Below are 12,812 nucleotides of genomic sequence, written 5' to 3' on the forward strand. Positions count from 1 at the left end.
GGGAGCGGCCATGGCGCGTCCAGCGGTGTCCGAATGGGAATCGGTCTTCGGGTTCGAGGACGACCCGACCCCGGGTGATGCGGAGGTGCTGGGACAACTCGCGCGCAGCTACCGGTCCGTGGCCGACAACGCGGGTGATGCCCTCCCCCTCGTCTCCGGGCTGGAGAACCAGCAGGTGGGCGAGGGCAAGTCCATGGAGAAGCTCCGGGACAAGCTGGGCGACCTGGCCAACCAGGTGCGCAAGCTGCACAGCTCCTACGACCAGGCGGCCGGCGCCCTGGACATGTATGTGCACTCGCTGCGCGACCAGCAGCGCAATGCCGACAACGCCCTGGAGAAGGGGCGCGAGGCCAAGGAGCGGCTGGCGTCGGCCACCGAGGCGGTGCGCGCGGCCGGCGCCGACATCGGCCGGCTGGACGCGGTCACCGACCCGCCGGACGACATCGACGCGCGGGCCAGCACCCGGCGCGCGCTGGACGAGGCGCACAGCAAGCAGTCCACCGCGCAGGGGCACGCCGACGACGCGCAGGCGGACCTCGACGCGGCCCGCATGCTGGCCGAGGACGCGCGGCAGGTGCGCGAGGAGGACGCCGCCACCGCGGCGCAGAAGCTGGACGACGCGAAGGACGAGTCCGTCGCGGGCTGCAGCCTCTGGGACAAGATCAAGAAGGCGTTCAGCACGGCCCTGGGCATCATCAGCGCGGTGCTGGGCGTGCTGGCGATGCTGGTGCCCGGCCTCCAGGGCATCGGCATCGCCCTGACGATCGGCAGCATCGTGGCCGGCGCGGCGTCGCTGGGGATCAACATCTCCACGATGGCGGAGACGGGCGAGTGGAACGTCCTGGAGATCGTGCTCGGCGTCGTGGGCATGGTCGGGGGCGGGGCCGCGGCCCTCAAGGGCATCGGGGGGATCGGCTCGGTGCTGAAGGGCGTCAAGCCCGCCTCGATCAAGCCGGGCAGCGTCCGCGTCACCAGCCGTCCCGCGGGCGGCCGCACCTGCAAGACCGACCCGGTCGACGTGGCCAGCGGGGAGATGCTGCTGACGCAGACCGACCTGTCGCTGCCCGGCGTGCTGCCGCTGGTCCTCACCCGCACCCATCTCTCCACGTACCGCTACGGCCAGTTCTACGGCCCGTCCTGGGCGTCCACCCTGGACGAGCGGCTGGAAGTGGACGACCGGGGACGGGTGTCGTGGGCCCGCGAGGACGGCTCGATCCTGACCTACCCGGGTCTGCCCGCCGCGGGGTCCGACGAGGCGGTGTGGCCCGAGGAAGGCCCCCGCCTGCCGCTGACCCGCGTGGACACCGAGGGCGGGACCGGCTACCGCGTCCGCGATCCGCACACGGGCCTCGTCCGCACCTTCACGGACGATCCCGCCGACGGCAGCGGCCTGTACTGGCTGACCCGGTGGCACGACCGCAACGACAACGCGGTCGTGGTGTCCCGGCTGGCGGACGGCACCCCCACGAGGCTGGACCACACCGGCGGCTACCGCGTCGACGTGCACTGCCTCGCCGGCCTGCTGACCCGTCTGGCGGTGCACACGCCCGAGGGCCCGGTCGAGGTCATGTCCTACCGCCACGACGCGGACGGCAACCTCACGCACGTGGCGAACTCGTCCGGCGACCCGCTGGTGTTCGCCTACGACGACCGCTCGCGCATCACCTCCTGGACGGACCGCAACGACTCCAGCTACCGCTACATCTACGACGACGACAACCGCGTCACGGAGACCGTCGGACCCGACGGCTTCCTCTCCTCACGCTGGAGCTACGACCCCGACGGGCACCGGACACACTTCACCGACGCCTGCGGCGCCACGACCGTCTACCAGCTCAACGACCTCCACCAGGTCATCGGCGAGACCGACCCCCTCGGCCACACCACCACCTCCGAGTGGGACCGCTACGACCACCTCCTCGCCCGCACCGACGCCCTCGGCCACACCACCCGGTACGAGTACGACACCGCCCACAACCCCACCGCCGTCGAACTCCCGGGCGGCAGCCGGTCCACGACGACGTACAACGAGCTGAACCTCCCGGTGGCGTCGACGGGGCACGACGGGACGACGTGGCACTGCGCGTACGACGAGCGGGGCAACACCACCGCCATGACCGCCCCGGACGGCGGCACCATCCGGTTCACCCGGGACCGCTCCGGCGCCCTCGCGACCGCGACCGACGCGGCGGGCGCGGCAGCCGCGTACGACAACGACGACGCCGGTCTGCCCCGCTCCGTCACCGATGCCTCGGGCGGGACCGCCCTGCTGGAGCGCGACGCGTTCGGCCGCCCCACCGCCCTCACCGATCCCCTGGGCGCGGTCACCCGCACGGTGTGGACCGTCGAGGGCCGCGTAGCGGAGCGCACCCTGCCCGACGGCCGGACCGAGCGGCTCACCTGGGACGGCGAGGGCAACTGCCTCACGCACACCGACCCCGCGGGCGGCACCACCCGGTTCGCGTACACGCACTTCGACCAGCTCGCGGCGCGCACCGGGCCCGACGGCGCCCGCTGCACCTTCGCCTACGACGCCCAGCTCCGCCTCACCCGGGTCACCAACCCGCAGGGCCTGCACTGGGACTACACCTACGACAGCGCCGGCCGCCTCATCCGGGAGGCCGACTTCGACGGGCGCGAAATCCGCTACGCCCACGACGCGGCGGGCCGGCTCACCACCCGCACCACACCGCTCGGCGAGGAGATCCGCTACACCTACAACGCGCTCCACCAGCTGATATCCAAGGACGCCGCCGGGGTGCGGACCGACTACACCTACGACGCCGCGGGCGCGCTGCTCCGCGCGGTCTCCCCCACCTCCACCCTCGCCCTTGAGCGGGACCTCATGGGAGGCCTGCTGTCGGAGACCGTCGACGGACGCACCATCCGCTACACCTACGACGACATGGGCCGCCGCACCTCCCGCACCACGCCCACCGGCGCCCGCACCGAACTCGCCTACGACGCCGCCGGCAACCGAAGCTCCCTGACCGCCGACGGCCACCGGATGGAGTTCACCCACGACCTCCTCGGCCATGAACTCGTCCGCGCCCTGGGCACGCCCACCTCGCCGGTCGCCATGACCACGACCTGGGACCCGGCCGGCCGCCCCGTCGCACAGCGGCTCACCGCCCGGGGCGGGGACCTCCGGGACCGCCACTACGCATACCGGGCGGACAACTACGTCACCTCCCTCACCGACGAGGCGACGGGGACGAGCCGGCGGATGGAACTGGACCCGGCCGGGCGCCCGTTGACGGTCACCGCCGAGGGCTGGACCGAGTCCTACGCCTACGACCGGGCGGGCAACCAGACCGAGGCCGACTGGCCCGACAAGGCGCCACGCGCCGAGGCCCGGGGCCCGCGCACCTACCGCGACACCCGTCTGCTCTCCGCCGGCGCGGTCCGCTACGAGTACGACGACGCCGGCCGGATGGTGCTCCGCCAGAAGCGGCGCCTGTCGAAGAAGCCCGACACCTGGCGCTACGAGTGGGACGCCGAGGACCACCTCGTCGCCTGCGTCACGCCCGACGGCACCCGGTGGCGCTACACCTACGACCCGATGGGCCGCCGCACCGCGAAGTACCGCATGGCCGAGGACGGCGCCCACGCCACCGAAGCGGTGTACTTCACCTGGGACGGCACCCGCCTCGCCGAACAGGCGGACACCGCCAACGGCGTCACCCTCACCTGGGACCACGAGGGCCACCGCCCCCTCACCCAGCTCGAACGCAAACCGAAGAGCCAGGACGAATACGACTCCCGCTTCTTCGCCATCGTCACCGACCTCGTCGGCACCCCCACCGAACTCGTCGACGAGCAGGGCGACATCGCCTGGCGCTCCCGCACCACCCTGTGGGGCGTCACCGCACGCAACCGGGACGCGACCGCCCACACGCCGCTGCGCTTCCCGGGCCAGTACGAGGACCCCGAAACGGGCCTCCACTACAACTTCTTCCGGCACTACGACCCCGAGACCGCCCGCTACACCACGCCGGACCCGCTCGGCCTCGAACCCGCTCCCAACCCCCGCGCCTATCCGCACAATCCGCACACGTGGTTCGACGCCCTCGGACTCGCCATGTGCGACGAGCTGGAGACCCTCGCCCTCGACGTGAACAGGGTGCTGCCCAGGCGAGGCCAAGTGGGTCAGACGGTCGCCGCGATCCGCGACGAGACCGGGAGCATCTGGGTGTCCGGCACGAGCAAGTCGAAGCTGACTCCCGCGCAACGGGATCTCGTCGAGGCCCGGGGAGCCAATTACCTTCCCAACGATCAGTACATCTCTCCGATTACGATGTTTCCCGGGCACGCGGAGGAGAACCTTCTGGAATTCCTCGACAGGGTGGGCCTGCGGCCCACGCACGGCGCAGCCAGCCGCGGCGTGTGCGAGGAGATCTGCGAACCTCTCATCACGGGCTTCGGAGGCAGGGTGGAAGGGCCCATCCACATCCGGGACGGTGGCACCAAGGTGCGGCACTTCGTCTTTCCCGTTCCGGAAGCGTCCTAGCGCGCGCAGCGCCCCACGAGAATCGGGAGGCACACATGCCCGAAGAAATGACCCCGCACCTCATCGGCCAAGAGACCGTCGAAGGAAACGCGGACGCCTGGGGGGAGTTCGACGGACGGCAGTTCCGCGACGGGGCGTTGCGGCTGGTGACGCGGTCCGCGGACCTGGCGGTCGTCCGGACGGTGGGTCCGTCCGCCGAGGCGCCGCTCTTCTCCGGCGGCAGCCTCTCCGTCCCGCTGGCGGACCTCGGCGAATTCCCTTACGTGACCCCGGTCCGGGGCGGCGTCGCGGTGGCCCGACACGACTCGGTGTCGTACCACTCCCGCGGTGGTGCGGCCGCATGGAGCTTCCGGCACTTTCCCTGGGGGGACGGACCCCTCGGCAGCGGAGCCTGTGCGGAAACCCCGGACGGGCGCCATCTGCTCGCCGTCGTTCCCGGAACTCCCGACGCCGCCGGGCAATACCCCGGTGACCGCTGCGTTCTTCTCGCCTCGGATACCGGGGAACTGCTCGACGAGACGCTTCTCCCGACGTTCTCCGCCAGCTACTCCCTGGACGCTCCCCTTCGAGGGGCCCCGGCCTTCTTCCTGTCGGGGGAGCAGGGCCAGGACGGTGCGTACTCCTGGAGGGTGGACGTGGCGGACGGCCGTCTGCACCTCATGGAGCTGACATCGGGCACGGCGCGGGTGACGGGCGCGCGGCACGACAGCGTCGTGGTGCAGGACGTCGGCGGCAGCTGGCTGCGGGTGCGGCGCGCCCTCCCCGACGGGTCGTTGCGCACCGAGTGCGAGGTGGACCCGGAGCGTTTGCGGGGCGCGCAGGAGTCGTACCTCATGGGCGACTCCGGGTTCGTCGACGACTCCCACGTCATCGCCGCGGTGGGCGAGGAGTGCTGGTCCGAGGAGACCGAGCACTTCCTCTTCGATCTGACGGACCCGACGGTTCGCCGCCGCGTGCGCTACCCGGTTCCGGTCGGCATGGACGCCAAGGCCCTCGGTGACGGCACGTGGCTCACCTCGGACGGGGACGACGTGCACCGCTGGCGCCTCGCGCCCTAGCGCACGCGCAGGCACGAGGGCTCCCGCCGACCTCATCGGCGGGAGCCCTCTGTGCTGTGCGGACGCGTCCGCGCGGTGGGGTCAGGCAGCACCGCCCGGCGCCGCGAACACCGTCTCCGGGACCTGCACGGTACGCAGCACGCCGTCGCCCAGGTGCAGGATCGCCCGGCCCTGGCGGGTCGCGCCCAGGCGGCTGCGGGGCACCTTGACGCCGATCAGCTCGCCGTCGCTCATGTTCTGCGGCTTCAGCAGCAGTCCGCACCGGTTGCGGCGGGCCTCGGTGTGCCAGCCGGAGAAGCCGGAGGAGAGCCGGTCGGTCTGGCCCGCGATGACCAGGCCCCGGCCGGTCTCGGCGCCGGACTTGGCGATCTGCGTGAGGACCGGCTCGGCCTTCGTCTTCAGCAGCAGATCGGCGTCGTCCAGGAGCACCACGGCCCCGTCGGGCGCGGAGGCCAGTGCCGCCTCCAGGGCCGTGGGGTCGAGGTCGGCGTCGTCGAACACCGCGAGCACGCCGGGCCGGCCGGCGAGGTGCCGCAGCGGCGAGCGGGCCGGGGCGCCGACCACGATCGGGGTGCCGGCCGTGAGCAGCGCCAGCGCCAGCGTCGACAGGGCGGTACTGCGCCCCGAGCGGGCCGGCCCGGCGACCAGGAACGTCGGGGTGACGGTGAAGTCCGGCCCGATCGCGGTGAGTTCGTCACCGCCCACGCCGGCCAGCGCCCACCGCGCGGAGCGCCGGGCCGGGACGTACCGGGCGGCCTCCTCGAAGGTGAGCCGGTCCGGCAGGGTGTCGACGCGGAACGGCCGGGTGGCGGCGGGCAGCCGGTCCGCCCGCCGCCGGCACTCCTCGGCGATCTGCTGGAGCGCGGCGGCCTGCGCCTGGCCCTCCGGGTTCTCGGTGAGGAGCGCGATCTGCACCTCGGCCTTGTCGGCGGCGCGGAAGGCGCGGCCCGGCGGGATCTCGTCGGGCACGTTGCGCTGGGTGATGCCGATCATCCCGTACTCGGACTTCTCGTTCAGCTTCAGCACGAGCTTGTCCTCGGTGGAGCTGTTGACCCGGCTGGAGAACAGCGCCCGGTCACCGGTCATCACCAGGTGGATGCCGGCGCTCGCGCCGTCCCGGAGCAGGGTCAGCACGGCGTTCAGCAGGTTCCCGGCGTCGTATTCGCCGAGCTGCTTGTCGAAGACCTCCCACCGGTCGAGGAACAGCACCAGGTGCGGCGGCCGCTCCTCCTCGGGCAGGGCGCGGCGCAGCTCCGTCAGGTCGGCGCTGCCGCGGGCGGCGAGCATCTCCTGGCGCCGGGTCAGCTCCGCCGTCAGCCGGGCGAGCAGCCGGGCCACCCGGTCGGGCTGGGTGCGCTGGGTGACGGCGCCGCAGTGCGGCAGCCCCTCCATGGCCAGCAGCGCGCCGTTGCCGCAGTCGATGCCGTACATGTGCAGCTGCGCCGGGGAGTGGACGCGGGCCAGCGTGCCGGCGAGCGTGCGCAGCGCCTGCGAACGGCCCTGCCGGGGCGAGCCGACGAGGTGCAGGTGCCCGAGCGTCGCCGGGTCGATCACCAGCGGGAGCCGGGCCTGCTGCGCGGGCAGGTCCACCACGCCGTACGCGACCGGCGCCAGGTCGTAGTCCGAGGCCGGGACCGGCGGCAGTTCGCCGATGACCAGCTTCTCGGGCAGCGGCGGCAGCCAGGGGCTGTGCTGCGCGGGGATGCCCATCTCCCGGTCCGCGGCGCGGATCGCCGCGACCAGCCCGGTGAGGTCCGTCTCCACCTCGGCGGGCGCGGCCGCGGCGCGGGGCCGCGCCGGCAGCGGCTCGCCGAGCCGTTCCCAGCCGACCGCCACCGCCCAGGGCGCCGGCAGCGAGGCCGCCGCGGCGCCGGGCCGCCGCCCGCCGACCCGCCCGGACTGGAACGGCACCAGGGAGTTCTGGCCCAGGCGCACATAGGCCCGGCCGGGGGTGCTCTGCGAGATGCCCGCGGCCTCCGGGGAGTTGAGGACGTCCGTGCTCTCGCCGGCGTCCGTCACCCGCAGCGCGATGCGCAGGTTGGTGTTGGCGCGGATCTCCGAGGAGACGACGCCGCTGGGGCGCTGCGTCGCCAGGATCAGGTGGATGCCGAGGCTGCGGCCCCGCTGGGCGATGTTGACCAGGCCCTTCACGAAGTCCGGCAGATCGCGCACCATCGAGGCGAACTCGTCGATGACGATGAGCAGCCGGGGCATCGGCGGTCGGCCCGCGGCCGGCTCGCGCTCCAGCAGGTCGACGTAGTCCTCGATGTCCTTGGCGCCGGCCGCGGCGAGGAGGTGCTCGCGCCGGGTGAGTTCCGCCGTCAGCGACACCAGGGCCCGCTCGACCAGGTGGGCGTCGAGGTCGGTGACCATGCCGACGGTGTGCGGCAGGTCCACGCAGTCCTTGAACGCGGAGCCGCCCTTGTAGTCGACGAGGACGAACGTCATCGCGTCCGGGCGGTTCGCCACCGCGAGCGAGGCGACCAGCGTCTGGAGCAGTTCGGACTTGCCGGAGCCGGTGGTGCCGGCGACCAGCCCGTGCGGGCCGTCGCGCCGCAGGTCCAGGTGGAACGGGCCGTCCAGGGAGACGCCGACGGCCGCCCGGGTCGAGCGGCCCCCGGCCGTCCAGCGCGCCCGGATGCCGGCGGCCTGCGGCGGGTCGAGGGCGAGGACGTCGAGCAGCCGCGCGGACTGCGGGAGCACCGCGGCCTGCTCGTCGTCGCCGCCCGGGTCCCGCAGCGGCCCCATCGCGCGGGCCAGCGAACGGCACCAGTCCTGGGACACCACGTCGGGCCGGATGCCGCCGACGGTGCCCCGCCCGGAGCGTCCCACCCGCACGGTGCCGCCGGGCTCCTCGGCGACGACGGCGTGGCACTCCTCGGGCAGCAGCCGCTCCTCGGCGTCCAGGCAGACCGCGCGGACGCCGACGGACGGCCCGTCGCGCAGGATCTGCGCCACGCCGGGCAGCGACCGCAGCCGCCGGGCGCCGTCGAGGACGACCAGCACATCGGGCCCGGCGGTCCGGCCGCGCCGGTCCTCCCGTCCGGCGCGCTCGGCGATCAGCGCGGTCAGTTCGGCGACCCGCCGGGCGCAGGTCTCGGTGCCGTAGCCGAGGTTCGCCGGGGTGTCGCCGCCCTTCTTCCGCACGTGCGGCAGCCAGCGCAGCCAGGACCAGCCGTCGCGGCCCGGACCGCCGGTGGTCAGCAGGTGGATCTGGAGGTCGCGCGGGCTGTGCAGGACGGCGGCCTGGGCGATGGCCCACCGTGCCACGGCGCGCGCGGCCGGGCCCTCACCGGCGATGCCCAGGACGTCGTGCTCCCGCAGCGGCACCGTCACCGGGACGTCGTAGGCGGTCCACGGGTCCTCGCGGCGGTGCTCGTCCTTGGTCGGGTCCGTCAGGACCACGTCGGAGGGCAGGTCGGCGGTCCCGATGCGCAGTTCCAGGAAGTCGGCGTCCGTGGTGCGGCGCTCCCACAGGCGGCGCCGGGGGCCGACGGCGGTCAGCACGACCTCGGCCGGGTCCGGGAAGCCGCGGCGCCGGGCGGTGCGTTCGGCCGTCAGGGCCTGCTCCGCGTCGCCCTCGATGCGCCCCTTCTTCTCCTCGTAGGCGGCGACCTGGTCGGCGTGCGACTGACGCCCGTTGCGCCGGCCCATCAGGTAGTTGCCGAGGATCACGACCGGGGAGAGCAGCCCGAACAGCAGCATCGACATGCGGCCGAAGGCCAGCGCGCCGACCGCGGCCATCACCACCGGGGCGGCCGCGGTGATCCACGGGAGCGGCCGGGCGGCGGGCGCCGCGGGCGGGGAGGGCAGGGTGAAGCGGGTGGCGTTCTCGGCCGGGCGCAGCCGCGGCGGCCGGTTGTAGTCCCAGCCGGTGCCGTCCTCCGACAGCTGCACGGCCGCGTCCGGCGTCTGGGGCAGGGCGAGTTCGAGCAGGCAGCCGCCGACGAGGAGCTGTGCGCCGGCCGGCCAGGCGGTGTCCCCGGTGAGGTCCGCGCGGTCCAGCTGGAGGGGGCCGTCCGGCGCGGCCGCGTCGGGTGCCACCCGGCAGCGTCCGCCGGGGCCCACGGTCAGCACGGCGAACGGCCGCTGCGGTACGACGCGCAGCAGCTGCGCGGTGCCGTCGTGCGCCAGTCCGATCCGGTACGCGCCGATGTCGAGCCGGTGCACCGCGCCCGCCCCGGCGCCGCCGACCGCGCGGACCTCCACCAGCCCGTCCGGCTCGGCCGACGAGATGCCCGCCGGGCGCCCCAGGCCCACGACGGACGCGTGCCGCAGCGGCGCGTCCCGCAGCCGCAGGTCCGCGGGCAGCAGCTCGTCACCGGCGTACAGGCCGAGGCCCTCCGGGGGCCGGTGGACGCCGCCCGCCCCGGCCAGCGCCTCCGCGACGGCACCCACGGGCGTGTCGGGGTCGGCGTCGAGATGGACGTCGAACGCCTCACCGCCCCCCTCGACCACGGTCAACATCAACGACACGAAAACGTCCTCCAGCCGGCGTGAACGGGGGCCGCGGGAGCCCTGTCCGTCGGCTCCCGTGCCACTGCCCGGACCTACGGCGCCGGTGCGCGGATGGTTCACGGACCCGCCCGCCGCCCGTCCGTGAACCATCCGCGGGCGCGCCCCGTAGTGGCCTTCGGGTACCTGGCACCGCGACGTTGCCGCGGTGCCGCCCCCGCTTCCGACCGTCCCGGCTCCGCCGCCGGGACGCCCCGACAAGGAGTCCGAAGATGATCTGGTACGTCCTGGCCGTGGTGCTGGGGCTGGCGCTGATCGGGGCGGTGGCCGCGCTGATCGTCACCGAGCGGCGGCCCCGCCCGCCGAAGCCCGCCACCGCCTCGGCCGCCGTCGTGGGGCGGGAAGCGCTGGACGTGGTCAACGCGGGCCTGCGCCGGCTGACCGGCGAGTGCCTGCGCTCCGGCCGGTCGCTGCCCGACCTGTACGCCGTCGTCTACTCCGAGGCCCGCCTCGGACTGCTGCTGGCCGGCCCCGAGGAGTCCGCCCCCGCGCCCTGGACCGCCGAGGCGGACGGCGAACGCTGGACGATCTCGCCCGACAACCTGCACCGCCCCGGCCCGGAGGGCGAACCGGCCCTGCCGTACGCGCTGACGGTGACGGTGGGGCTGGACGGCGCCGACCGGGTGCTGGTCGACCTCTCCCGGGCGGCCGGACCGGTCTCGGTGAGCGGCCCGGACGAGGAGGTGCGCGGCCTGGCACGGGCCCTGGTCACCGAGGCGCTGGCCGGCCCGGTGGGCGCGCTCGCCGAGGTCACCCTGGTGGGCTCGCTGGCCGGCGACGGGTTCTTCGGCGGCGACGCGCCGCGCACCTCGCGGCTGCACACCGCGGCCAGCCTGGAGGAGGCGTTCGCCAGGGCCGCTTCGGCCGGCCGGGGGCAGCCGGAGCCCGGCTCGTCCGACGTCACCCAGATCTTCCGGCTGATCGAGGGCAGCAGCCGGATCGCCGTCGAGGGCGAGGCGCCCCACCTGTTCGTCGTGGACGCCTCACAACTCCCGCGCCGGGCCGGGGCGCTGGACGGAATGCGGCGCGGGGACGGGCTGCTGGTGCTCGGCGACGCGCCGGCGGGGTGGCCCTGGCGGGTCGGCGCGGACGGCTCGCTCGACACCGGTCCGCTCGGCCTGGCGATCACCCGGCACGCGGGGCGTCTGACGTGAACCTCATCCGGCGGCGCGGTCCTGGCCGCCGGCGTGCAGCCCTCGGCTGTGCAGCGCCGCCCGCAGGGCGCGGGCGGCGTAGTGGGTACGCGACTTGACCGTGCCCGGCGGCACACCGAGCACCCGGGCCGTCTGGTTGACGCTGCGCCCCAGGTAGTGCACGTGCAGCAGCACCTCGCGCTGCGGCGGCCGCAGGTCTCTCATCGCCTCGATGAGCACCTGGGAGGTGAGCAGGTGGTCCACGCCGTCGGACACCGGAAGGTGGGCGAGTTCCGGGTCACCGGCCTCCGGCGGTCTGGCCTGCCGGGCGCGGTGGCCGTCGATGACGAGGTTGCGCAGCACGGTGAACAGCCACGGCCGCACCGAGTCCGCGGTCGGGTCGAGCTCTCCGGCGTGGTGCCAGGCGCGGATCGCGACTTCCTGGAGGGCGTCCTCGGCGCGGTGCCAGTCGCCCCCCAGCCGCCGCGCGGCGAACTGCAGCAGCGCGCTGCCGTGGCACTGGTAGAGGGATCTGAGGAACTCGTCGGGGCGGAGTTCCGCGGTGTGGGGGCGGGATATGCGGTCTTCGGTCGAAGCACTGGCCGACAAGGGGCCCTTTCCTCTCCGGATCATCTGTGGGGAAGACGGACGCCGCCGGCCGTGGGGGAGCCGGCGGACGCCGCCACGAGCGGTCGTGCGCTGTGTGCGGCGTGTCCGCCGGCGGCGGTGACCCCGCCCCGGTACCTCCGTCAGCCCGGTTCGCGGGAGGAGAGCGAACGCACCTGATCAGGCGTCAATTCCCGGTCGTAGACGTGCACATCGGCGACCTCGCCCTGCCAGCGGTCGGCCGCCTTCCCGTCGAACTTGGCGCGTCCGACCACCACGCTTCCGGTGGGCTTCACCGTGCCGGCGGCCTGCCTGCTGCCCGCGAGCCGACCGTCCACGTAGACCCGCATCCGGTGGTCCTTCTGCCGGTAGGTGCCGGTGAGGTGGTACCAGCGGCCGGCCTGCGGCTGCTCGGCCCCTTCCGCGACGGTACGGGCACCGGTGAAGCTGAACGCGAAGTTCTGGTCCTGGCCGGAGTACTGGAGGTAGAACGTGCTGCTCCGGTCGCCGTCCTGGGACAGGACCGTGTGGAAGCCGTTCAGGTCCTCGGGGGTGAGCCGCACCCGTGCGGCGACCGAGTAGTCCTTGCCGGCGGTGTCGAGCCGGGAGCCGGTGTCCGCGAATCCGCTGGTGCCGTCCAGCCGCAGGGCGCCGCCCTCGGGGCCGTCGGTCCACTGCGCGCCGCCGCTGACGACGGCGTCGTGCTCCCCCGCCTTCGCGGTGCCCGAGCGGTGCAGCGGCCACCACCCGATACCGCGCAGCGCCCCGGCGCCGGCGTCCGGGCCGGACGGGGCCGCCTTCCCCCCGGCCTCCTCCTTCGCGGACCCCCCGGCCCCCTGGCCGCGCACCAGTTGGGTGACGACGAAGGCCAGCGCGACGGTCAGTACGGCGATCGCGGTGATGAGCGACCATCTGCGCGTCATGAATCTCCCCGGGACGTGCGGCATACAGGTGACACGGGTGACCACGTAACCGTTCCGGAAGTGGTTC

Annotated in this window: 6 protein-coding genes; 3 read left to right on the top strand and 3 right to left on the bottom strand. The window is 74.1% G+C overall.

The window, feature by feature from the left end; translation table 11 throughout:
- Positions 1 to 10: 10 nt before the first annotated feature.
- Together IEY78_RS06340 and IEY78_RS06345 are read left to right on the top strand one after the other, a co-directional pair.
- The gene (locus IEY78_RS06340; RefSeq protein WP_189096589.1) at positions 11 to 4,510 is read left to right on the top strand and encodes a DUF6531 domain-containing protein; all 4,500 of its coding nucleotides are present in this window, start codon (positions 11 to 13) and stop codon (positions 4,508 to 4,510) included.
- Between the two features lie 35 nt (positions 4,511 to 4,545).
- Positions 4,546 to 5,568: a hypothetical protein gene (locus IEY78_RS06345; protein WP_189096590.1), complete on the top strand. Its 1,023-nt coding sequence runs from the start codon at positions 4,546 to 4,548 to the stop codon at positions 5,566 to 5,568.
- An 81-nt stretch (positions 5,569 to 5,649) separates the two neighbouring features.
- Here the strand turns inward: IEY78_RS06345 and IEY78_RS06350 are convergent, their stop codons facing one another.
- On the bottom strand, positions 5,650 to 10,035 hold the full coding sequence (locus tag IEY78_RS06350) for an FtsK/SpoIIIE domain-containing protein (RefSeq protein ID WP_189096862.1): 4,386 nt from the start codon (positions 10,033 to 10,035) through the stop codon (positions 5,650 to 5,652).
- Positions 10,036 to 10,295: 260 nt separating this feature from the next.
- On the opposite strand from IEY78_RS06350, the gene IEY78_RS06355 reads away from it, so the two are divergent.
- Positions 10,296 to 11,237: a hypothetical protein gene (locus IEY78_RS06355; protein WP_189096591.1), complete on the top strand. Its 942-nt coding sequence runs from the start codon at positions 10,296 to 10,298 to the stop codon at positions 11,235 to 11,237.
- 3 nt (positions 11,238 to 11,240) lie between these two features.
- On the opposite strand, the gene IEY78_RS06360 is transcribed toward IEY78_RS06355, so the two are convergent.
- Positions 11,241 to 11,825 carry a sigma-70 family RNA polymerase sigma factor gene (locus tag IEY78_RS06360; protein WP_189096592.1) on the bottom strand — a complete coding sequence of 195 codons (585 nt, stop codon included), beginning with the start codon at positions 11,823 to 11,825 and terminating at the stop codon, positions 11,241 to 11,243.
- Positions 11,826 to 11,965: 140 nt separating this feature from the next.
- Entirely contained in the window at positions 11,966 to 12,745 is a 780-nt protein-coding gene (locus IEY78_RS06365) for a LamG domain-containing protein (protein ID WP_189096593.1), read from the bottom strand.
- Between the last annotated feature and the right edge of the window lie 67 nt (positions 12,746 to 12,812).

It is taken from the genome of Streptomyces kronopolitis (assembly GCF_014646275.1).
Taxonomy (GTDB): domain Bacteria; phylum Actinomycetota; class Actinomycetes; order Streptomycetales; family Streptomycetaceae; genus Streptomyces; species Streptomyces kronopolitis.

Bases quoted from the DNA above. Each gene is read 5' to 3' on its own strand.
- IEY78_RS06340 (WP_189096589.1), top strand. From the start codon at position 11: ATGGCGCGTCCAGCGGTGTCCGAATGGGAATCGGTCTTCGGGTTCGAG.
- IEY78_RS06345 (WP_189096590.1), top strand. From the start codon at position 4,546: ATGCCCGAAGAAATGACCCCGCACCTCATCGGCCAAGAGACCGTCGAA.
- IEY78_RS06350 (WP_189096862.1), bottom strand. From the start codon at position 10,035: ATGTTGACCGTGGTCGAGGGGGGCGGTGAGGCGTTCGACGTCCATCTC.
- IEY78_RS06355 (WP_189096591.1), top strand. From the start codon at position 10,296: ATGATCTGGTACGTCCTGGCCGTGGTGCTGGGGCTGGCGCTGATCGGG.
- IEY78_RS06365 (WP_189096593.1), bottom strand. From the start codon at position 12,745: ATGACGCGCAGATGGTCGCTCATCACCGCGATCGCCGTACTGACCGTC.